Annotated in this window: 19 protein-coding genes; 11 read left to right on the forward strand and 8 right to left on the reverse strand. The window is 70.5% G+C overall.

Annotation, left to right across the window (positions count from 1 at the left end):
- Window positions 1-48: 48 nt before the first annotated feature.
- The 3 genes from ABT294_RS33980 to ABT294_RS33990 form a co-directional block, all read right to left on the reverse strand.
- Entirely contained in the window at window positions 49-507 is a 459-nt protein-coding gene (locus ABT294_RS33980; RefSeq protein ID WP_350810406.1) for a hypothetical protein, read from the reverse strand.
- Between the two features lie 247 nt (window positions 508-754).
- On the reverse strand, window positions 755-1,609 hold the full coding sequence (locus tag ABT294_RS33985) for a PAC2 family protein (RefSeq protein WP_350810407.1): 855 nt from the start codon (window positions 1,607-1,609) through the stop codon (window positions 755-757).
- Between the two features lie 136 nt (window positions 1,610-1,745).
- Entirely contained in the window at window positions 1,746-2,204 is a 459-nt protein-coding gene (locus ABT294_RS33990) for a universal stress protein (protein ID WP_350810408.1), read from the reverse strand.
- Between the two features lie 76 nt (window positions 2,205-2,280).
- Between ABT294_RS33990 and metH the strand changes: the two genes are divergently transcribed.
- The 8 genes from metH to ABT294_RS34030 all read left to right on the forward strand — a co-directional run bounded on the left by metH (window position 2,281) and on the right by ABT294_RS34030 (window position 13,329).
- On the forward strand, window positions 2,281-5,745 hold the full coding sequence (gene metH / locus ABT294_RS33995) for a methionine synthase (RefSeq protein WP_350810409.1): 3,465 nt from the start codon (window positions 2,281-2,283) through the stop codon (window positions 5,743-5,745).
- Between the two features lie 74 nt (window positions 5,746-5,819).
- Window positions 5,820-6,461, forward strand: coding sequence for an HAD family hydrolase (locus ABT294_RS34000; protein ID WP_350810410.1), 642 nt, complete (start codon window positions 5,820-5,822; stop codon window positions 6,459-6,461).
- Window positions 6,462-6,554: 93 nt separating this feature from the next.
- Window positions 6,555-7,052, forward strand: a complete 498-nt coding sequence (locus ABT294_RS34005) for a cellulose synthase (protein ID WP_350810411.1) — start codon at window positions 6,555-6,557, stop codon at window positions 7,050-7,052.
- 249 nt (window positions 7,053-7,301) lie between these two features.
- Window positions 7,302-8,300 carry an ABC transporter permease gene (locus ABT294_RS34010; RefSeq protein ID WP_350810412.1) on the forward strand — a complete coding sequence of 333 codons (999 nt, stop codon included), beginning with the start codon at window positions 7,302-7,304 and terminating at the stop codon, window positions 8,298-8,300.
- A 57-nt stretch (window positions 8,301-8,357) separates the two neighbouring features.
- On the forward strand, window positions 8,358-10,118 hold the full coding sequence (locus tag ABT294_RS34015; RefSeq protein ID WP_350810413.1) for an ABC transporter substrate-binding protein: 1,761 nt from the start codon (window positions 8,358-8,360) through the stop codon (window positions 10,116-10,118).
- 93 nt (window positions 10,119-10,211) lie between these two features.
- The gene (locus ABT294_RS34020; RefSeq protein WP_350810414.1) at window positions 10,212-11,225 is read left to right on the forward strand and encodes an ABC transporter permease; all 1,014 of its coding nucleotides are present in this window, start codon (window positions 10,212-10,214) and stop codon (window positions 11,223-11,225) included.
- Window positions 11,222-12,256, forward strand: coding sequence for an ABC transporter ATP-binding protein (locus ABT294_RS34025; RefSeq protein ID WP_350810415.1), 1,035 nt, complete (start codon window positions 11,222-11,224; stop codon window positions 12,254-12,256). Before ABT294_RS34020 ends, ABT294_RS34025 begins: the two co-directional genes overlap by 4 nt.
- Window positions 12,257-12,300: 44 nt before the next feature.
- A complete protein-coding gene (locus ABT294_RS34030) occupies window positions 12,301-13,329 on the forward strand; it encodes an ABC transporter ATP-binding protein (RefSeq protein WP_350810416.1) in 1,029 nt (342 codons plus the stop codon).
- Window positions 13,330-13,428: 99 nt separating this feature from the next.
- On the opposite strand, the gene ABT294_RS34035 is transcribed toward ABT294_RS34030, so the two are convergent.
- The 3 genes from ABT294_RS34035 to ABT294_RS34045 all read right to left on the reverse strand — a co-directional run bounded on the left by ABT294_RS34035 (window position 13,429) and on the right by ABT294_RS34045 (window position 16,227).
- Window positions 13,429-14,112: a response regulator gene (locus ABT294_RS34035; protein WP_350810417.1), complete on the reverse strand. Its 684-nt coding sequence runs from the start codon at window positions 14,110-14,112 to the stop codon at window positions 13,429-13,431.
- Window positions 14,109-15,284 carry a sensor histidine kinase gene (locus ABT294_RS34040; protein ID WP_350810418.1) on the reverse strand — a complete coding sequence of 392 codons (1,176 nt, stop codon included), beginning with the start codon at window positions 15,282-15,284 and terminating at the stop codon, window positions 14,109-14,111. The genes ABT294_RS34035 and ABT294_RS34040 overlap by 4 nt, the downstream gene beginning before the upstream one ends.
- Window positions 15,285-15,366: 82 nt before the next feature.
- Entirely contained in the window at window positions 15,367-16,227 is an 861-nt protein-coding gene (locus ABT294_RS34045) for a RecB family exonuclease (protein ID WP_350810419.1), read from the reverse strand.
- 157 nt (window positions 16,228-16,384) lie between these two features.
- Between ABT294_RS34045 and ABT294_RS34050 the strand changes: the two genes are divergently transcribed.
- A complete protein-coding gene (locus ABT294_RS34050) occupies window positions 16,385-17,479 on the forward strand; it encodes a site-2 protease family protein (protein WP_502912190.1) in 1,095 nt (364 codons plus the stop codon).
- A 366-nt stretch (window positions 17,480-17,845) separates the two neighbouring features.
- Window positions 17,846-19,396 (forward strand): FHA domain-containing protein, encoded by a 1,551-nt coding sequence (locus ABT294_RS34055; protein WP_350810421.1) that lies wholly within the window; start codon window positions 17,846-17,848, stop codon window positions 19,394-19,396.
- Between the two features lie 58 nt (window positions 19,397-19,454).
- Here ABT294_RS34055 and ABT294_RS34060 read toward each other — a convergent pair whose 3' ends face one another.
- Window positions 19,455-20,834, reverse strand: coding sequence for a GntT/GntP/DsdX family permease (locus tag ABT294_RS34060; protein WP_350810422.1), 1,380 nt, complete (start codon window positions 20,832-20,834; stop codon window positions 19,455-19,457).
- Window positions 20,831-21,382 carry a gluconokinase gene (locus ABT294_RS34065; protein ID WP_350810423.1) on the reverse strand — a complete coding sequence of 184 codons (552 nt, stop codon included), beginning with the start codon at window positions 21,380-21,382 and terminating at the stop codon, window positions 20,831-20,833. The genes ABT294_RS34060 and ABT294_RS34065 overlap by 4 nt, the downstream gene beginning before the upstream one ends.
- A gap of 138 nt (window positions 21,383-21,520) precedes the next feature.
- Here ABT294_RS34065 and ABT294_RS34070 point away from each other — a divergent pair, with 138 nt between their 5' ends.
- Window positions 21,521-22,219: a FadR/GntR family transcriptional regulator gene (locus ABT294_RS34070; RefSeq protein WP_350810424.1), complete on the forward strand. Its 699-nt coding sequence runs from the start codon at window positions 21,521-21,523 to the stop codon at window positions 22,217-22,219.
- Window positions 22,220-22,244: the final 25 nt, after the last annotated feature.

Below are 22,244 nucleotides of genomic sequence, written 5' to 3' on the forward strand. Positions count from 1 at the left end.
GGCCGACCCTGGTAGGGGTGGGCAGCCGGTCCGCCAGGGCGGGTGCGGTCAGTTGGGGCGGGTCGCGGGTTCCAGGCGGAGTTCGCGGACGATCTGCGCGGCGCTCGCCTCACGGGTCGGCCCGGCGCCCGCGCCGACGAACAGCTCGATGTAGGCGTGGTGGAAGCAGCCCGCCAGCAGCAGGCGGGCGCTCGCCTCCGGGTCGACGTCGGGCGTGATCCGGCCGAGGCGCCGCTCGGCCTCCAGGTACGCCGCCAGCGGCGTGACCTCCGCCGCCGGGCCGAGGCCGCTGTCGCGGACGGCCTGGCGGAAGCGGACCGTGACGTCCGGCGAGGTGAACGCCGGCAGCGCGGCCGACTGCACCTCCAGGTAGTAGTCGATGCCCGCCCGGGTGACCGGCAGCAGGTTGGCGCAGACCCGCCCCTTGCCCGCTTGGTCGGACAGGCCGTGCAGGATGCTCAGCCAGAGCGGGAGCCGGTCCTGTAGCAGGGCGATGTACTGATTCACGGCTCCGCCGCCCCGATCCTCCCTGAGGGCTGGAGCCATCTCCAGGACGCGTCGCCTGGTGTCCTGACTTCTCTGGTACGGGTCGACATGGGAAGTCGCCATGGTTGGCCTTACGTGCGCGGTCACTGAGGGCAGGGTCGACACGGCATCGCGGCGATCCGTCGGTCACGGATTCGTCACGGAAATATGTACGGCTTCCGATTATTACCCAAAATCCCGGAAAAAAGACGTCACTAACTCCTGCGAGTTAGCTGTCAGTATCGCGGTCCCTGCGGCGCAGGTAGCGCTCGAACTCGGCGGCGATCGCGTCTCCGCTCGCCTCCGGCAGCTCGGCGGCGTCCTTGCGCTCCTCCAGCTCCTTGACGTACTCGGCCACCTCGGTGTCCTGGGAGGCCAGCTCGTCGACGCCGTGCTCCCAGGCGCGGGCCTCCTCGTCGAGGTCGCCCAGCGGCATCGGGATCTCGAGGACGTCCTCCAGCCGGCGCAGCAGCGCCAGCGTGGCCTTCGGGTTGGGCGGCTGCGCCACGTAGTGCGGCACCGACGCCCACAGCGAGATCGCCTTCAGGCCCGCCTCGCCGAACTCGTGCTGCAGCACCCCCACGATGCCCGTCGGGCCCTCGTAGCGGCTCAGCTCCAGCCCGGTCGAGCCGGCCAGCTCCTCGTCGGTGGCGCCGCCCAGGATCGGCACCGGACGGGTGTGCGGCGAGTCGTTGAGCAGCGCGCCCAGCATCACCGCCAGATCGACGCCCACCGCCCGGCAGACCTTGATGATGTCGGCGCAGAACGAGCGCCAGCGCATGTTCGGCTCGATGCCGCGCAGCAGCACCACGTCGCGCTCGCTGCCCGGCGGGCGCGCGTGGAGCAGCCGCGTGGTCGGCCACGAGATGGACCGGGTCAGCCCGTCGCCCATCTCCACGATGGGACGGGTGACCTGGAAGTCGTAGTAGTCGTCGGGGTCGAGCGCGGCCAGAGGCTCGGCCTTCCAGGCGGATTCGAGATGCGCGATCACACCGCTGGACGCCTCGCCCGCGTCGTTCCACCCTTCGAACGCGGCTATGAGAACCGGGTCGACGAGCTCGGGGAGCCCTTCGAGTTCGATCACGTGTCGCCTCCTCTCTCCGCCATCGCGCTAAGCCTATGCGGTGTGACGGCTTTCGCGTCACCGATCTCGCCGTGAGCGGATCCGGGCGCTTCGCGGGCAGGTCCCGTCGCCCGCGAAGCCCGGCGGGAGCGGGCTTTCAGCGCCCGCCGGGGGTCGTGTGGACGATCAGCACGTCGCAGCCCGCCCGGTGCGCGACGTTGGACGGGACCGAGCCGAGCAGCCGGCCCGCCAGGCTGTTGAGCCCCCGGTTGCCGACCACCAGGAGGTCGGCGCGGTGCCGCCCGGCGAGCGAGATCAGCACGTCGACCGCGTCTCCCTGCTCGGCGGCCAGCACGACGTCGCGCGCGCCCGCCGCGACGGCGTGCTGGCGGGCGGCGCGCAGCGCGTCGTCGGCGGGCGTGGACCCGCTCACCTTGTAGGCGAGCTCGCCCAGCTGCTCGGCGGCCGCGGCCCGCCGGCTCTCCCGCATGGGAAGGTACGCGCAGGCCAGGACGAGCCTCGCGCCGGTCGCGGCGGCCAGGCCCGCCGCCCTGGAGACGGCGCGGAAGGAGGAGGCGGAGCCGTCGGTGCCGACCAGGACGGTGCGATAGGCCATCGGAACTCCTGTTGGACGTGACACACAATAGGTGTCGCACCTTAGCGTCCCGGCCGCAGCCGATAAGCTCTACGCCATGAGCAGCTCGCCGTCCTTCCGCGAAGTGTTGTCCCAGCGAGTGATCGTCGCCGACGGGGCCATGGGGACGATGTTGCAGGCGCAGGATCCGACCCTCGACGACTTCGAGGGCCACGAGGGCTGCAACGAGGTGCTGAACGTCACCCGGCCCGACATCGTGCGCGGCGTCCACGACGCCTACTTCGCAGTGGGTGTCGACTGCGTCGAGACCAACACCTTCGGCGCGAACATGGCCGCCCTGGGCGAGTACGACATCGCCGACCGCGTCTTCGAGTACTCCGAGGCGGGCGCCCGCATCGCCCGCGAACGGGCCGACCACTGGTCCACCCCCGAGCAGCCGCGCTTCGTGCTCGGCTCGATGGGCCCCGGCACCAAGCTGCCCACGCTCGGGCACATGCCGTACGAGAGCCTGCGTGACGCCTACCGCGACAACGCGGCGGGGCTGGTCGCCGGCGGCGCCGACGCGCTGATCATCGAGACCTGCCAGGACCTCCTCCAGGTCAAGGCCGCCGTCATCGGCGCCAAGCGGGCCGTCGGCGACTCCGGCCGCGACGTGCCGATCATCGCCCAGGTGACCATCGAGACCAACGGCGCGATGCTGCTCGGCTCCGAGATCGGCGCCGCGCTCACCGCGATCGAGCCCCTCGGCGTCGACCTGATCGGCCTCAACTGCGCCACCGGGCCCGCCGAGATGAGCGAGCACCTGCGCTACCTGGCCCGCCACTCCAGGCTCCGGCTGTCGTGCATGCCGAACGCGGGCCTGCCCGTCCTGACGTCCGACGGGGCCTACTACCCGCTGAGCGCGGGCGAGCTGGCCGACGCCCACGACACCTTCACCCGCGACTACGGCCTGTCGCTCGTGGGCGGCTGCTGCGGCACCACCCCCGAGCACCTGCGCCAGGTGGTCGAGCGGGTGCGCGGCAGGGAGACGGCCGCGCGCCGCCCCCACCCGGAGCCCGGCGCGTCCTCGCTGTACCAGACCGTCCCGTTCCGGCAGGACACCGCGTACCTGGCGATCGGCGAGCGCTGCAACACCAACGGCTCCAAGGCCTTCCGCGAGGCGATGCTGGAAGGCCGCTGGGACGACTGCGTCGAGACGGCCCGCGACCAGGCCCGCGACGGCGCCCACATGCTCGACCTGTGCGTCGACTACGTGGGCCGCGACGGCGTGGCCGACATGAAGGAGCTGGCCTTCCGCCTGGCCACCGCCTCCACCCTGCCGATCATGCTCGACTCGACCGAGTCCGAGGTGCTGCGGGCCGGCCTGGAGATGCTGGGCGGCCGCGCGGTGGTCAACTCGGTCAACTACGAGGACGGCCGGGGCCCCGGCTCCCGTTTCCACAAGACGATGACCGCCGTCCGCGAGCACGGCGCCGCCGTCGTGGTCATGTGCATCGACGAGAACGGCCAGGCCCGCACCGCCGCCGAGAAGGCCCGGATCGCCGGCGAGACCATCGACGACCTGGTGGCCAACTGGGGGATGCGGGTCTCCGACATCATCGTCGACTGCCTGACCTTCACCATCGCCACCGGCATGGAGGAGAGCCGCCGCGACGGCCTGGAGACCATCGAGGGCATCCGCGAGCTCAAGCGCCGCTACCCCGAGGTGCAGACCACGCTGGGCCTGTCGAACATCTCCTTCGGCATCAACCCGGCCGCCCGCATGGTGCTGAACTCGGTCTTCCTCAACGAGTGCGTCAACGCCGGGCTCGACTCGGCGATCGTGCACGCCTCGAAGATCCTGCCGATGTCGCGCATCCCCGACGAGCAGCGCCAGGTCGCCCTCGACATGGTCTACGACAGGCGCCGCGACGGCTACGACCCGCTTCAGCGCTTCATCGAGCTGTTCCAGGGCGTCGACGCGGCGGCGCTGCGCGCCGGCAAGGCCGAGGAGCTGGCGGCGCTGCCGCTGTGGGAGCGGCTCAAGCGGCGCGTCATCGACGGCGAGCGCAAGGGCCTGGAGGCCGACCTGGACGACGCGCTCGCCCAGCGGCCCGCCCTCGAGATCATCAACGACGTGCTGCTCGACGGCATGAAGACGGTCGGCGAGCTGTTCGGCTCCGGCCAGATGCAGCTCCCGTTCGTGCTGCAGTCGGCCGAGGTGATGAAGACCGCCGTCGCCTACCTCGAACCGCACATGGACCGCGTCGAGGGCGACTCCAAGGGCCGCATCGTGCTGGCCACCGTCAAGGGCGACGTGCACGACATCGGCAAGAACCTGGTCGACATCATCCTGTCCAACAACGGCTACCAGGTGGTCAACCTCGGCATCAAGCAGCCGGTCTCGGCCATCCTGGAGGCGGCCGACGAGCAGCGGGCCGACGTCATCGGCATGTCGGGGCTGCTGGTGAAGTCCACCGTGGTGATGAAGGAGAACCTGGAGGAGATGAACTCCAGGGGCCTGTCGCAGCGCTATCCGGTGCTGCTCGGCGGCGCCGCGCTGACCCGCGCCTACGTCGAGCAGGATCTCGCCGAGCTGTTCGAGGGCGAGGTCCGCTACGCCCGCGACGCGTTCGAGGGCCTGCGGCTGATGGACTCCTTCATGGCCGTCAAGCGCGGCGTGGTGGGGGCGACCCTGCCGCCGCTGCGCGAGCGGCGCGTCAAGTCCGGCGCGGTGCTGCAGCGCACCCCGGTCGAGGAGCTGCCGTCCCGTTCCGACGTGTCCGCGACCAACCCGGTGCCCGCGGCGCCCTTCCACGGCGACCGCATCGTCAAGGGCATCCCGCTGGCCGACTACGCCGCCTTCCTCGACGAGCGCGCGCTCTTCCTCGGCCAGTGGGGGCTCAAGCCCACCAGGGGCGGCGACGGCCCCGGCTACGACGAGCTGGTCGAGACCGAGGGCCGCCCGAGGCTGCGCATGTGGCTCGACCGGATCCAGACCGAGGGCCTGCTGGAGGCGGCCGTCGTCTACGGCTACTTCCCGTGTGTCAGCAAGGGCGACTCGTTGATCATCCTCGACGAGAGCGGCGGCGAGCGCACCCGCTTCACCTTCCCGCGTCAGCGCCGCGACCGTCATCTGTGCCTGTCCGACTTCTTCCGGGCGATGGACTCCGGCGAGGTGGACGTGGTCGGCTTCCAGGTGGCGACCATGGGCGGCAAGATCGCCGAGGCGACGGCCGAGCTGTTCGCCAAGGACGCCTACCGCGACTACCTGGAGCTGCACGGCTTGTCGGTGCAGCTCACCGAGGCGCTGGCCGAGTACTGGCACGCCAGGGTCCGCTCCGAGTGGGGCATCGGCGGCGGCGAGTCGCTCGACGACATGCTGAAGGTCAACATCCAGGGCTGCCGTTACTCCTTCGGCTACCCGGCCTGCCCCAACCTGGAGGACCAGGTGCAGCTGTTCGAGCTGCTCGACCCGGGGCGCATCGGCGTCACGCTGTCGGAGGAGTTCCAGCTCCACCCGGAGCAGGCCACCTCCGCGCTGGTCGCGCACCATCCCGAAGCCAAGTACTTCAACGTCTGACGCACCCCCGTCGCGCGCCGTTCGTCCGGTTATGGGGAGAATGTACGTCCACGGACGAACCGATCGGGGGATGCATGCACGCGGTCTTCTTCGACATGGACGGCCTGCTCGTCGACAGCGAGAAGGTCTGGCTCGAGGTCGAGACGGAGGTCATGGCCCGGCTGGGCGGCACCTGGTCGCCCGCCCACCAGGCCAACCTGGTGGGCGGCTCCATGGACAGCACGGTCGCGTACATGCTCGCCGCCTCCGGCTCCACGGTCCCGGCGCAGGCGGTCAGCGACTGGATGGCCGAGGGCATGGTGGCCCGCCTGTCCGACGGCGTCCGCGTGATGCCCGGCGCCTCGGAACTGCTCGACGCCCTGCGCGCCGTGGGAGTCCCGGTCGGGCTGGTGACCTCGTCGTTCAGGGAGATCGCCGAGGCCGTGCTGAAGGGCTTCGGCGGTGACCGCTTCGACATCGTCGTCACGGGCGACGACGTGCGGCGTCCCAAGCCCGACCCCGAGCCGTACCTGACGGCCTCCGACCTGCTGGGAGTGGAGCCGGTCCGCTGCGTCGTCCTGGAGGACTCACCCAACGGCGTCGCGGCGGCGACGGCGGCGGGCTGCGCCGTGGTGGCCGTCCCGAGCCTCCTGCCCGTCGAGCCGGGCCCGCGCCGCCTGGTGGTCGGATCGCTGACCGAGGTGGGCGTGCCCGACCTGCGCGCCCTGGCGGCGTGAGGATCCCCTAGGGGGAAAGCCGTCCTCGCGGAGGAGGGAAGCCGCCGCGCGCGTGCCAGGATGGAGACGTAACCAAGAGGAGGGGCGGCCGGAATGGGTTTCAACGACATCGCGTGGTTGCCGCTGTGCATCGGCGTGACCGCTGTGGGGCTGGTGTTCAGCTTCCTGGCGTTCCGCCGCAGGGGAGTGACGGCCGGGATGCGCATGACGGCGTGGGCGTTGCTGCCCGCCGCCGCCTACCTCACGGGCGCGTTGCAGGCGCTGTGGACGATCGGGTCCACCGCCGTGGGGTTCGTGACCAGCCTGATCCTCAGCCCCGCCGTCTGGGCCGGCGTCGCGCTGGCCGGGCTGTCGGCGGTGCTGTTCGTCGTGTCCGGGGTCATCCGCGGCAGGAAGCTGGCCAAGGCCGGCGAAGGCGGCAAGGCGGGCGGTAAGAAGAAGGCCGAACCGGAGGCCGCGCCCGGCGCCCAGCAGGCCCCAGCGGCCGCGCAGGCGCCAGGAAGAGCCGCGGTCTCGGCGGGCAAGGAGCGGAAGAGTGACGACGACTTCTCCGACATCGAGGACATCCTCAAGCGCCGCGGTATCAGTTGAGCCGACGTGTGTCACAGTTCCGAGACTGAACCGGAACTGGTCGTAGACATTCATCTGAAGATCGATACGAATAAGTTTCTGGTCAATCACAGTTAAGCCACATCGGGCCCTGAGGGACTGGTCATAGCAGCTCAAGGCATAGATTCTGCCTCCTGAGGCCGCGAGTCGCGGTCATACGCACGGGCGCATTACCCTGACCGGGATATCGCCTGACAGACGATGTCGTCTGGAATCCAGGGGGCTACTGGCATGACCGCACCGCTCGATGTTCCGGGCTCGGCCGTCGAGGCCGGTCCTGAGACCGTTCTGGAGGGCGCGGGCGCCACAGCCATCCGGGGCCGCTCGCTCGGCCAGATCGCGTGGATGCGCCTCAGGCGCGACCGCGTCGCCATGATCGGCGGGATCGTGATCCTGCTGCTGATCCTGGCCGCGATCTTCGCCCCGCTGCTGGTGTCGTGGTTCGGCCACCCACCGGCCGAGTGGCACCGCGACAAGGTCGACCCGAGCATCGGCTCGCCGATCGGCACGTTCGGCGGCATGAGCTGGGACTACCTGTTCGGAGTCGAACCCACCACAGGCCGCGACCTGTTCAGCCGCATCCTGTACGGCGCCCGCGTCTCCCTGCTGATCGCCTTCCTCGCGACGCTGCTGTGCGTCGTGCTCGGCACCGTGCTCGGCATGATCGCGGGCTTCTTCGGCGGCTGGATCGACACGGTCATCAGCCGGCTGATGGACATCTTCCTGGCCTTCCCGCTGCTGGTGTTCGCGCTGGCGCTGGGCGGGGTGATCCCCGACAAGGCGTTCGGCCTGTCGGGCGACACACTCAGGATCAGCCTGCTCGTGTTCATCATCGGCTTCTTCAACTGGCCCTACATCGGGCGGATCATCCGCGGCCAGACCCTCTCCCTGCGTGAACGGGAGTTCGTCGACGCCGCCAGGAGCCTGGGCGCGCGCAACCACGTGGTCCTGTTCAAGGAGATCCTGCCCAACCTGCTGGCGCCGATCCTGGTCTACTCGACGCTGCTCATCCCGTCGAACATCCTGTTCGAGGCCGCGCTGTCGTTCCTCGGCGTGGGTGTGCGGCCGCCGACCCCGACGTGGGGAGGCATGCTGGCGGAGGCGGTCCACAACTACGACGTGGCGCCCAACTTCATGCTCTTCCCCGGTCTCGCGATCTTCATCACCGTGCTGGCCTTCAACCTGCTCGGTGACGGTCTCAGGGACGCCTTCGACCCCAAGGCCCGATGACCTCGTGAGTTTTCCGCAAAGTTCTGGACTCCTACCTACAAGGGGTGTGCAAGGCCGATGAAGATAAGATCAACGGCGTCGGCGGTCGCCATGACCGCCGCTCTCGCCCTGGTCGTCTCCGCGTGTGGCGGTGGCGGCGGCGGCAAGAAGAGCGCTGGCAACGCCGAGGCGCCCGCCAGCCAGTTCAACGCCGGCGTGACGCAGATCGTCAACCCGTCCGACAAGGTCGGCGGCACGCTGCACATGGGCATGCCCGGTGACTTCGACTCGGTCGACCCCGGCGACATGTACTACGGCTACGCGTGGAACTTCGCCCGCCTGTACACGCGCGCGCTGACCATGTTCAAGCCGGTGCCGGGCGAGGAGGGCCTCAAGCTCGTCGGCGACCTGGCCGAAGACCTGGGCAAGTCCAGCGACGGCGGCAAGACCTGGACGTACAAGCTGCGCAAGGGCGTCAAGTTCGAGGACGGCACCCCGGTGACGTCCAAGGACGTGAAGTACGGCGTGGCCCGCTCGCTGGACAAGGAAGTCCTGCCCAGCGGCCCGACCTACTTCAACGACTGGCTCGACGTCGGCAGCTACACCGGCCCGTACAAGATGAAGGGCAAGCTCGACGACCTCAAGGCCATCGAGACGCCCGACGACCAGACGATCGTCTTCCACCTGAAGAAGGCGTACGGCGGTTTCGACTACTTCGCCATGCTCCCGCAGACGGCCCCGGTGCCCGAGGCCAAGGACACCGGCTCGAAGTACAAGGAGCACCCGGTCGCCACCGGCCCGTACATGTTCAAGTCGCACGAGCTCGGTAAGCGCATCGAGCTGGTCAAGAACCCGCAGTGGGACCCGGCCACCGACCCGAACCGCAAGCAGCTCAACGACTCGGTCGAGGTGCTGCTCGGCCAGAACGAGGACGACCTCGACCAGCGCCTGCTGTCCGGCAAGATCGACGTCAAGGTCAACAGCACCGGTGTCGCGGCCAACGCCCGCAAGACGGTCCTGACCGAGGACAAGCGCAAGCAGTACTCCGACTCGGCGCCGATCGACCGCACCTGGTTCACCAACCTCAACTCCGACGTGCCGCCGCTCGACAACATCCACTGCCGCAAGGCCGTGCTGTACGCGGCCGACCGCTCCGCCATCCAGGGCGTCTACGGCGGCCCCGAGGCCGGTGGCGACATCGCCCTCAGCCTCATGCCCGCCAAGATGACCGGCTACCAGAAGATCGACCCCTACGGCGTCGAGGCCAGCCCGACCGGCAACGTCGACAAGGCCAAGGAGGAGCTGAAGGCCTGCGGCCAGCCCAACGGCTTCAGCACCACGATCTCCTTCCGCAACGAGCGCGCCGCCGAGAAGCAGACCGCCGAGGCGCTGCAGCAGTCGCTCGCCCGCGCCGGCATCAAGCTCGAGGTCAAGGGCTTCCCGCAGGGGGACTACTTCAGGCTGTACGCCGGTAAGCCGGACTTCGCCAAGAAGAACGGCCTGGGCCTGATGGTCTACGGCTGGGGCGCCGACTACCCCGAGGGCTTCGGCTTCTTCCAGCAGATCGTCGACAGCCGCGTCATCCGCAGCGCCGGTAACACCAACCTCGGCGTCAAGGACCCGGAGATCGACAAGCTGATCGACCAGGCGGCGGCCGAGCAGGACGCCACCAAGCGCAACGCGATCTGGGCCCAGGTCGACGCGAAGGTGATGGACGACGCGTTCATCCTGCCCTACGTCTGGGCGCACGGCCTGTTCTACCGGCCGCCTACGCTGAAGAACGTCTTCGTCAGCCAGAACTGGGGCATGTACGAGTTCCTCACGCTGAGCACCCAGTAACCCGGTCCGGAAATCCCTCCGGAACGCTTGTCGAAAGCAGGTGAAGGCTTCGGCGGCCGGGCTCACAAGGCCCGGCCGCCATGGCCGAGATCAGTGGTCACATACATCATCAGACGGTTGATAGCGGCCGTCATGCTGCTCTTCGTGGTGAGCATCGCGACGTTCGCCATCTTCTTTCTCGTTCCTCGGTTCGCCGGGATGTCCGCTGACGACCTCGCTTCCCGGTACGTGGGCAAAGCGGCCAACGCCCAGATCATCCACGATACGGCGATCAAGCTGGGGTTCAACGACCCCGTCATCGTCCAGTACGGCCGGTTCGTCAAGGGCATCTTCGTAGGCGTCGACAGGAACTACGGCCCGGGCGTGGAGCACTGCCCGGCGCCCTGCTTCGGCTACTCCTACGTCACCCAGAACCCGGTGCTGCCGGACCTGCTCGACCGTCTGCCCATCACACTCTCGCTCGCGCTCGGCGCGGCCGTGGTGTGGGTGGTGTTCGGCGTGTCGACCGGCGTGATCTCCGCGCTCCGGCGCGGCAGCTTCTTCGACCGCTTCTCCATGGGCATCGCCCTCGCGGGCGTGTCGCTGCCCATCTTCTTCACCGGCATCGTGTCACTGGCGATCTTCCGCGACCAGCTCGGCTGGGTCGGTGACGTCGCCGACTGGGTGCCGTTCTCCGAAGACCCGCTCACCTGGGCCAACAACCTCATCCTCCCGTGGGTGACACTGGCGTTCCTGTACGCCGCCGGGTACGCACGGCTCACCCGGGCAGGCATGCTGGAAACCATGTCCGACGACTACATCCGCACGGCCCGCGCCAAGGGCCTGTCGGAGAGCGTGGTGGTGCTGAAACACGGCCTGCGGGCCACGCTCACCCCCGTGCTCACCATGTTCGGCCTGGACCTGGGTCTGCTGCTCGGCGGCGCGGTGCTGACCGAGAGCACGTTCTCGCTGCCCGGCATCGGCAAGTACGCCGTCGACGCCATCGGCAACAACGACCTTCCCCAGGTGATGGGCGTCACGCTGGTCGCGGCGACCTTCATCATCCTGGCCAACCTGATCGTCGACCTGCTCTACGCGGTCGTGGACCCGAGGGTGAGGCTGGCGTGAGCGAGAACGTCTTCCTGGACGTCAAGGACCTGAAAATCCACTTCCCGACCGACGACGGCCTGGTCAAGTCCGTCGACGGGCTGACGTTCAGCCTGGAGCGCGGCAAGACGCTCGGCATCGTCGGCGAGTCGGGCTCCGGAAAGTCCGTCACCAGCCTCGGCATCCTCGGCCTGCACAAGGGCAGGGGCGCCAACATCTCCGGCGAGATCTGGCTCGACGGCGAGGAGCTCGTCGGCGCTTCGCAGGAGCACGTGCGCGGGCTGCGCGGCAAGAAGATGGCGATGATCTTCCAGGACCCGCTGTCGTCCATGCACCCCTTCTACACGGTGGGCGACCAGATCATCGAGGCCTACCGCATCCACCACAAGGTCTCCAAGGCCGTCGCCAAGAAGCACGCCATCGACATGCTCGGCCGCGTCGGCATCCCCGAGCCCCAGCGCCGCGTCGACTCCTACCCGCACGAGTTCTCCGGCGGCATGCGCCAGCGCGCGATGATCGCCATGGCGCTGTCGTGCGACCCCGAACTGCTCATCGCCGACGAGCCGACCACCGCGCTCGACGTCACCGTGCAGGCCCAGATCCTCGACCTGATGCGCGACCTGCAGCGCGAGTTCAACTCCGCGCTGATCATCATCACCCACGACCTGGGCGTGGTCGCCGAACTGTCCGACGACATCCTCGTCATGTACGCGGGCAAGTGCATCGAGTACGGCTCCACCGACGACATCTTCTACCGTCCCGAGCACCCCTACACGTGGGGTCTCCTGGGATCGATGCCCCGCCTCGACCGGGAGCCCACCGAACGGCTGCTGCCGATCAAGGGCACCCCGCCGTCCCTGATCAACGTGCCGCCGGGCTGCGCCTTCCACCCCCGCTGCCCGTACGCCGAGCTGAGCGGCGACCAGGCCAAGACCGAGGTGCCCGCGCTGGCCGACACCGGCGGCGGCCACCTGGTGCGCTGCCACCTGAACAGGACAGAACGGCGGAAGCTGTGGGAGAACGAGATCAAGCCAGTGCTGGAGACACAGTGACCGACCCAGCGACCGAATCAGTGACCGAAACGGTGACCGGCAAAGTGACCGACACTGAGCCGCTGCTGTCCGTGCAGCACCTGGAGAAGCACTTCCCGGTGACCAAGGGCCTGCTCAAGAGGCAGGTCGGCGCCGTCAAGGCGGTCGACGGGATCAGCTTCGACGTGTTCAAGGGCGAGACCCTCGGCCTGGTGGGAGAGTCGGGCTGCGGCAAGTCCACCACCGGACGCCTGGTCACCCGGCTGCTGGAGCCGACCGCAGGCAAGATCCTCTTCGAGGGCGCCGACATCACCCACATGAGCCAGGGCAGGCTCAGGCCGCTCCGCCGCGACATGCAGATGATCTTCCAGGACCCGTACTCGTCGCTCAACCCCCGCCACACGGTCGGCACCATCGTCGGCGCGCCGTTCCGCATCCAGGGCGTGCAGACCGAGCGCGGCGTGAAGAAGGCCGTCCAGGAGATCCTCGAACTGGTCGGGCTCAACCCCGAGCACTACAACCGCTACCCGCACGAGTTCTCCGGCGGCCAGCGCCAGCGCATCGGCATCGCCCGCACGCTCGCGCTCAAGCCCAAGCTGATCATCGCCGACGAGCCGGTCTCCGCACTGGACGTGTCCATCCAGGCCCAGGTCGTCAACCTGCTGGAAGACCTGCAGAACGAGCTGGACCTCACCTACGTGGTGATCGCCCACGACCTGTCGGTCGTGCGGCACATCAGCGACCGGGTCGCCGTCATGTACCTCGGCAAGATCGTGGAGATCGCCGACCAAAAGAGCCTCTACAGCTCGCCCATGCACCCCTACACCAACGCCCTGCTGTCGGCCGTGCCCGTGCCCGACCCCAGGGCGCGCGCCGGGCGCGAACGCATCCGCCTGACAGGGGACGTGCCGAGCCCGCTCAACCCGCCACCCGCCTGCCGCTTCCACACCCGCTGCTGGAAGGCCCAGGAGATCTGCAAGACGGTCGAGCCGCCGCTGGAGCAGCTCGCCAGCGGCCACAGCGTCGCCTGCCACTTCCCGGAGAACGCCCCGGACGTGCCGGCCGCCGCCGGCGAGCAGCCGGTCTCGGCCTGACACCGCCGCAGGCGGGGCGCGCCGGCGCGCCCCGCCGGAACCCGGGGGACGCGCGCCCTCAGGACAGCGCGCCCCACCGGAACTTTGGGGACGGGCCCCTCAGGACAGCGCGCCCGGCGTGATCAGCCCCGTCTCGTAGGCCAGCACCACCGCCTGGACGCGGTCGCGCAACCCCAGCTTGGTGAGCACGTTGCCCACGTGCGTCTTCACGGTCGTCTCGCTCACCACCAGCTTGGCCGCGATCTCCGCGTTGGACATGCCCTTGGCGATCAGCCGCAGCACTTCCAGCTCACGCTCGGTCAGCCGGTCGAGCCGCGCCGGAGTCGCCTCCTCGTACGACGAGGGCAGCCGCTTGGCGAACCGGTCGAGCAGCCGCCTGGTCACGCTCGGCGCCACGATCGCGTCGCCTCCGGCCACCACCCGGATCGCCTGCACCAGCTCGTCGGGCGGCACGTCCTTCAGCAGGAACCCGGACGCCCCGGACCGCAGCGCCTCCACGATGTACTCGTCCAGGTCGAACGTCGTCAGCACCAGCACCTTCGGCACGTGCGCCGCGGGCGCGGCCTCGCGCACGATCCGCCGGGTCGCCTCGATGCCGTCGACGCCGGGCATCCGGATGTCCATCAGCACCACGTCGGGCAGCAGCGCCCGCGTCTGCTCCTGGGCGTCCTTGCCGTCGCCCGCCTGGCCCACCACCGTGATGTCGGGCTCAGCCTCGAGAATCAGCCGGAATCCGGTACGCAGCAGCGGCTGGTCGTCCACCAGCAGCACCCTGATCGTCATTGTCCGTCCTTCAACGGGAACCTCGCCCGCACCTCGAAACCGCCCTCCGCCTTCGGGCCGATGTTCAGGATTCCACCATAGAGGGCCACACGCTCCCGAATGCCCACCAAACCGTGCCCTGGCTGCTCGGACAGGGCCGTCGCGCCCAGCCCGTCGTCCTCGACCCTGACGTCCAGCTCACGCGGCTCGTGCCGGACGGTCACCACCGCCTTGGCCCCCGCGCCCGCGTGGCGCAGGGTGTTCGTCAGCCCCTCCTGCACCAGCCGGTACGCGGCCAGATCGACGCCCGCCGGCACCGGCCGCGGCTCGCCCTCGACCGCCAGCCGGGTGGCCAGCCCAGCCTCCCGCATCTGCTCCACCAGCGTGGGCAGATCCTGCATGCCCGGCTGCGGCCCCAGCTCGGCGCGGGCGTCGGTGCGCAGCACGCCGACGATGTTGCGCATCTCGCTCATCGCCATCCGGCCCGTGTGCTCGACCGCTGACAGCGCCTCCCGCGCCAGCTCCGGATCGGACGCGAGCACCTTGCGCGCCGCCGCCGCCTGCACCGTCATCACGCTGACGTGGTGAGCGACCACGTCGTGCAGCTCGCGGGCGATCCTGGACCGCTCCTCAGCCCGCGCCGCCCGCGTGTCGGCCGCGTGCGCCCGCTCCGCCCTGGCCGCGCGGTCCTTCAGCTCGTCGAGGTAGGCGCGGCGCAGCCGCAGGCTCCGCCCGGCCCCCCAGACCGCCACCAGCACCACCGCCACCACCACGTGGTCGCTCCAGCCGACCGCCGGCAGCGCGAACGCCACCGCCTGCGACGTGTAGACGGCCAGCGACAGCAGCAGCGCCCCCAGCGCCACCGCCAGCCCCCGATAGGACGCCACCGAGTACAACAGCACCATCCCCGCCACGCCGGCCACGCCCGCGCCGTACCCGAAGGCCGACAGCAGCCCCTCGGGCAGCATCCCGGCGCACAGCCCCGCCAGCGGCCAGCGCCTGCGCACCGCCACCGGCGCGCACGTCAGCACGACGAGCACGGCGCCGAACGGGTCGAGTTCGCGCAGCATGTCGCCGGGCAGCCCCTGCGCCTGAAACGTCGCGGGATCGTAGACGCGCAGCAGCGCGAGCGAGGCCGCGGCCAGCACCACGGCGAGAACCGTGTCGTGGAGCAAGGCTCGGTCGGTGCGCACGGCAACACTGTAGGCCCAGGTGAAAGCCCGAAACCTCCTACTACGGGAGGAAACCGCCCCCGCCGTCCGGCCGGAGCCGGCCTCACAGCTCGTCGGTGGCCGCCCGCCGGTTGCTGCGCACCGTGTCGCCGGGCTGCCGGTCGGGCACCGGCGGCGGCGTGCCCCCGAACTCCGGGCAGAGCGCCTGGTGATCGCACCAGTCGCACAGCCGGCTCGGCCGCGCCCGCCACTCGCCCGTCTCCAGCGACCGCTCGATCGCCGCCCACAGCGCCCGCACCTTGCGCTCGGTGGCCAGCAGATCGGCCTCGTCGGGCGCGTAGCGCAGCACCTCGCCGGCGCCGCCCAGATAGACCAGCTGCAGCAGCCTCGGCACCTGGCCGCGCAGCCGCCACAGCACCAGCGCGTAGAACTTCATCTGGAACAGCGCCTTGGCCTCGAAGTCGCGGCCCGGCGCGCTGCCCGTCTTGTAGTCGACCACCCGCACCTCGCCGGTCGCCGCCACGTCGATCCGGTCGACATAGCCGCGCAGCATCAGCCCGCCGTCGAGCACCGCCTCCACGTACAACTCGCGCTCGGCCGGCTCCAGCCGGGTCGGATCCTCCAGCGTGAAGTAACGCCGCAGCATCTGCCGCGCCTGCTCCAGCCACTCCGCCTGCTCGGCGTCGTCGGCGAACATCTCCGCGTAGTTCGGATCGTCGGCCAGCAGCCGCTGCCACTGCGGATCGAGCAGGTCGAGGGCCGCCTCCACCGAGCGCCGCGGCGCGGGCAGGTCGTACAGCCGCTCCAGCACCGCGTGCACCACCGTGCCCCGCACCGCCGCCTGCGACGGCTTCTCCGGCAACTGGTCGACCACGCGGAAGCGGTACAGCAGGGGGCAGGTCATGAAGTCGCCCGCCCGGGAGGGGGAGAGGGCTCCGATGATCACCGGATCGGTCAACGTCATGCACCGCACTCTAGGTCAAGTCCCCGACAGAATAAGGCTCGCGAAAGCGGTATCACGTGATCTGGCGCGTAGCATCAAGGGCAGGAACGGCACGTAGCGGACGTCGAGGAGTGCGGTGAGCGAGCAGAGCCCGCGGCAGGAGTTCTCCGGGATTCGGATGGGCAGGCCGTTCGGCATCCCCGTCTACGTGTCGTGGACGTGGTTCATCGTCGCGGCCTTCATCACCTGGTCGTTCGGCCCCCAGGTGCTCGACCGGCTGCCCGGCCTCGACACCGTCGCCGCCTACGCCGTCGCGTTCGTCTTCGCCGTGCTGCTCTACGTCTCGGTGCTGCTGCACGAACTGGCCCACAGCGTCCTGGCCAAGTGGTTCGGCCTGCCGGTCCGCCGGATCACGCTCTACCTGCTCGGCGGCGTGTCCGAGATCGAGCAGGAGCCGCCGACGCCGGGCAAGGAGTTCCTGGTCGCCGCCGCCGGCCCGGTGCTGTCGCTCGGCCTGGCCGGGGTGGGCCTGCTGGCCGACATCTTCGTCGTCAACGGCGGCGGCATCGCCGAGGTGCTGGTGTGGCAGCTGTGGGTGGCCAACCTCATCGTCGGCGTCTTCAACCTGCTGCCCGGCCTGCCGCTCGACGGCGGGCGGATGCTGCGCGCCGGAGTGTGGAAGCTCACCAGCAACCCCGGCTCCGGCACGGTCGCCGCGGCGTGGGGCGGCAGGGGGCTGGCCGTGCTCCTGATCGCCCTCCCGATCACCATGTCCCTGATGAGCGGGCAGGAGGTCGACTTCGGCAACCTGGTCTGGCCGCTGGTGCTAGCGTCCTTCATCTGGCTCGGCGCCACCCAGTCGCTCCGGATGGCCCGCATCCGCGCCAGGATCCCGCAGGTCAACGCCCGCGCCCTGGCCCGCAGGGCGATCCCCGTCACCGCCGAGACGCCGCTGTCCGAGGCGCTGCGCCGAGCCGGCGAGAGCAGGGCGGGCGCCATCGTGGTGGTCGACCACGAGGGACGTCCCGTCGCCATCGTCCACGAGGCCGCCGTGCAGGCCACCCCCGAGCACCGCCGCCCCTGGGTGGACGTCGGCTCGATGGCCAAGGCGCTCGAACCCTCTCTCGTGCTGGCCGCCGACCTGGAGGGCGAGCCGCTGATCGACGCCATGCGCGAGGCCCCGGCGGGGGAGTACCTGCTGGTGGAGCGCGGCGGCGAGATCTACGGCGTGCTGGCCACGGCCGACGTCAACCGGGTGTTCAGCGGGGTCTGAGGTGTCCTGCCCGACGTCGTCCCACTCGAATAACCGGCGAGCCCCGGCTAGGGTCATGGCCAGTGAACGGGCCGCCTGCCCGGTGGCGCGATCACACCCCGGCGATTCGAGCATCCGACTGCTGACCGATAGTGTGCGGTTGGGTCAAACTTGCACAGTTGACGGGTTGATCGTGGTCCACCGGTTCACCGAATCGAGACGAGCGGGCCGCGACACCGGCGCGTCGCCTGGGTATGCGTATGGCTGGTGGCCAAGCACGGCAGTGCGGGTGCCGTAATATCGCCGGGCTTCCGGGGAGGAGAGTTGAGTGACCGAGCGCAGCGAGGGCACCAATGAGCGCAGCACGGTCGTTCTGAGGGAGGACTCATGACCGACCGGGGCTTCGAAGTGGTCCGCCCGCTTCCTGGTGACGGGCTGCTCGCCTACCAGGGCGGGCTGCTGCTGGTGTGCGACGCGGCCGAGACCGCCGCCACCGACCTGCTCGAGGCGCTGCGCGAGACGGCCGCCTCCGGCGGCGACGGCAGAGCACTGGCCAGGCGCGCCGCCCAGGTGCTCGCCGCGAACATGGCGGGCGACCCCGCCACCTGCGCGGTCGCGGGCCCGGTCGGCGCCGGCGTGGCCGTGCTCGTCAGCGGCTCGGCCGCCGCGACGATCAGCACCGCGTCCGGCGACACCCACCTCGCCGGCAGCGACTCACTGACCTGGGCCGACCGGCTCGTCACCGGGCCCGTCGAGCGGGTGGAGCTGAGCCTGCCCGGCGCCGGGCAGCCGCACCCGGCCGTCCACCTCGACGGCGGCGTGGTGCACGGCGGCGGCCTCGTGGGCGACCTCAGCGAGGACGCCGCGTCCAGGCCGTTCGTGGGCGAGGCCAGGCCGCTGGGCGGCGAGCTGGCCGCCTCCAGGCCGTTCACCAGTGAGATGCCCAGCACGGGCGTCTACGCCGACCCCGAGCTGGTGCCGCAGAGCCCGCCGCCCGCCGAGCGGCCGCAGGTGCAGATGGCGCCGTACCCCCTGTCCGGGCCCGACCAGTCCGCCGTGCAGGGGCCTCCGTCGTCCAGCACGTCGGGGCCGCAGCCGCCGGTGCAGGGCCCGCCCTCCGGGCCGCAGCCGCCGGTGGTGGAGCCGTCGCCCTATCTGACGGCCCCCGAGCCTCCGCCGCTGCCCGTCGAGCCGCAGCCCGGCCCGTTCCCGTCCTTCGACGAACCGGCGCCCGCGGGCAACGGCGCCGGGCCCGAGACGTTCGACCAGCCGTCCCCGCACTTCGACCCGGTCACGCCGTTCGACCAGGGCCCGCCCCGCGAGCAGCAGTTCGACCAGCCCGGCCCGCCGCCGTTCGATCAGCCGGGGCCGCAGCCGCAGTTCGACCAGCCGCAGCCGCAGTTCGAGCAGGCGCAGCCGCCGTTCGAGCAGCCGGGGCCGCAGGAGCAGGCCGACCACGGCGACCGCCCGCTGGTCTACGGCGTCGACTGCAAGAACGACCACTTCAACGACCCCCGGGTGCCGTACTGCGCGGTGTGCGGCATCGCGCTCGTGCAGCGCACGCTCGTCCCCTACAAGGGCCCGCGTCCCTCGCTCGGCGTGCTCGTCCTCGACGACGGCACCACGCTGACGCTGGAGAGCGACTACCTGCTCGGCCGCGACCCCGAGCGGGCGCCCGAGGTGGCGGGCGGCTCCGCCCGCCCCGCCAAGGTCACCAGCCCCGACGGCTCGGTCTCCCGCCGCCACCTGCGCGTGGCGCTCGACGGCTGGGACGTCAACCTGGTCGACCTGGGCTCGGTCAACGGCACCCAGATCCAGCCGCCCGGCGACCCCAACTTCTACGACATCCCGCCGAACGAGCCGGTCACCATCGCGCCCGGCACCACGGTCCGCGTCGGCGTCTCCCGCACGCTGCGCTTCGAGGCGCACCGGAGCTGACCCGCCACATACCACGACGCCCGCGCCCCCGGGGAAGGGGGCGCGGGCGTCGCCGTCGTTACGCCACCAGCGGGCTGACGAGCAGGACCAGCGCCAGGCCGACGACCGAGATCACCGTCTCCATCAGCGACCACGACTTGATCGTCTGCCCGACCGACATCCCGAAGTACTCCTTGACCAGCCAGAAGCCCGCGTCGTTGACGTGCGAGAAGAACAGCGACCCGGCGCCGATCGCCAGCACCAGCAGCGACGTCTCGCCCGTGCTGAGATGCGTCACCAGCGGCGCCAGGATGCCGGAGGCCGTCACCGTCGCCACGGTCGCCGACCCCGTCGCCAGCCGGATCAGCACCGCCACCAGCCAGGCGAGCAGCAGCACCGACAGGCCGCTGTTCTGCACCCAGTCGGCCACCAGCTTGCCGATGCCGGTGTCGACGAGCGTCTGCTTGAAGCCGCCGCCCGCCGCCACGATGAGGATGATGCCCGCGATCGGCGGCAGCGACTGCTCGACGGTTCTGGAGATCGCCTGACGGTCCATGCCGGAGCCGGCCCCGAACGTGAACATCGCCACCAGCACCGCGATGAGCAGCGCGATCAGCGGGGTGCCGAGGAAGTCGAGCACGGTGCGGACGGCGTTGCCCTCAGGGGTGAAGATGTCGGCCAGCGCCTTGCCCAGCATGAGCGCGACCGGAAGCAGCACCGTGGCTAGCGTGACGCCGAAGGACGGCCGCTTGGCGCCCTCCGTCGCGGGCCGGCCCTCGAACAGCTTGGGCGCGGGCACGTCCACCCACCGGGCGGCGAGCCTGGCGAACAGCGGACCGGCCACGATCACGGTCGGGATCGCGATGAGCACGCCCAGCCCCAGGGTGAGGCCCAGGTCGGCGTTGAGCGCGTCGATGGCGACCAGCGGGCCGGGGTGCGGCGGGACGAGCCCGTGCATGACCGACAGGCCGGCCAGCGCCGGGATGCCGACTCTGATCAGCGACAGCCCCGAACGCCGGGAGACCAGGAAGATCACCGGCATGAGCAGGACCAGGCCGATCTCGAAGAACATCGGCAGGCCGATCAGCGCGCCCACCGCGGCCATCGCCCACGGCAGCGTCCGGGTGCTGGAGCGGCCGACGATCGTGTCGACGATCTCGTCCGCGCCGCCGGAGTCGGCCAGCAGCCTGCCGAACATCGCGCCCAGCGCGATCAGGATGCCGACCCCGGCGGCCGTGCTGCCGAAGCCCTTGGTGAAGCTGTCGATCGCGTCGCCCATCGGCATCCCGGCGACGGCGGCGACGGCCAGCGAGCCCAGCGTCAGCGACAGCGCCGGATGCACCTTCAGCTGCGTGATCAGGACGACGATGACGGCGATGCCGACGAGCGCCGCCGGGACGAGCCGTCCGCTGGAGACGGCCGCCTCCCCGGCGGCCGCGAGGAGGGGGGGAGGGGTCATGACGCTTCTCCTGGTGTGCGAGGGGCCGGTTCCGGCGGGCAGGCGGCGAGATAGGCGTCGACGAGCCCGTCGACGGGCAGCGACAGGTCCAGGGCGACCCCGCGCTCCCCGGGGTCGAGCGGTTCGAGCGTCGCCAGCTGGGAGGCCACCAGCGATTCGGGCATGAAGTGCCCGGGCCGGTCCGCCACCCGCTGCCTGATCACCTCGGCGTCGCCGTCGAGGTGCAGGAAACTCAGCCACGGGACGGACTCCCGCAGCAGGTCGCGGTAGGAGCGCTTGAGCGCCGAGCAGCCCATCACCGCGCCGGTCCCGGTGTGACCGGCGAGCCACGCGCCCACCGCCCGCAGCCACGGCAGCCGGTCGGCGTCGTCCAGGGGGATCCCGGCCGACATCTTGGCCACGTTCCGCGGGCTGTGGAAGTCGTCGGCGTCGGCGAACGGCACCCCCAGGCGCGCGGCGAGCGCGGCGCCGACGGTGGTCTTGCCCGACCCCGTGACGCCCATCACGACCACGAGCGGGTGGCGACCAGGGGGCTGGCGTACGTCCATGCGAACTACCTCTTCGACCTCGAGTGTCGGCCAGACTGGCACGTTGCGTCATATTAATCAAGAGGAAACATTTAATAAATCATACCTTTGACCCTCTCGATGTGGTGATCAGCGCGATTCATGTGAGGATTGGCCCCTGTGGGAGACGACAACCAGCCAGGGCTGCACGGCAGCGTCCTCGACCAGCTGGGCACGCTGGTGGTCTCGGGCGAGTACGCGCCGGGGCAGGTGCTCAGGATCGAGCAGCTCGAAGCCCGGTTCGGGGTGTCCCGCACCGTCGTGCGCGAGGCCATCCGGGTCCTGGAATCCATGGGCATGGTCAGCAGCCGCCGTCGCGTCGGCGTCACCGTCTCCGTCCCCGCCGCCTGGAACCTGTTCGACCCGCGCATCATCCGCTGGCGGCTCGACAGCGGCGAGCGCGAAGCCCTGCTGCGCTCGCTCGGCGAACTGCGCCGCGGCGTCGAACCCGTGGCCGCCGCCCTGGCCGCCACCCACGCCACCCCCGAGCAGTGCGGCGAGCTGACCGGCGCCGTCATGCGGATGGCCGTCCACGGCAAGTCCGGCGACCTGGAGGCGTACCTCGCCGCCGACATCGACTTCCACCGCACCCTTCTCGAAGCCTCGGGCAACGAGATGCTCGGCGCGCTCACCACGGTCGTCGCCGAAGTCCTGGCGGGACGCACCCACCACCACCTGATGCCCGCCTTCCCGGAGCCGGTCGCGATCCGGTGGCACGCGGAGGTCGCGCAGGCGGTGCAGGCAGGCGACCCCGTCGAGGCCGAACGCGCCATGCGCGACATCGTCGAGGAGGCCACCCGCGCGATGCTGGGCGACTAGCTAGCGCCCACGAGGCCCCTCGCCT

The sequence above is a fragment of the Nonomuraea sp. NPDC000554 genome (genome assembly GCF_040300065.1).
GTDB lineage: Bacteria > Actinomycetota > Actinomycetes > Streptosporangiales > Streptosporangiaceae > Nonomuraea.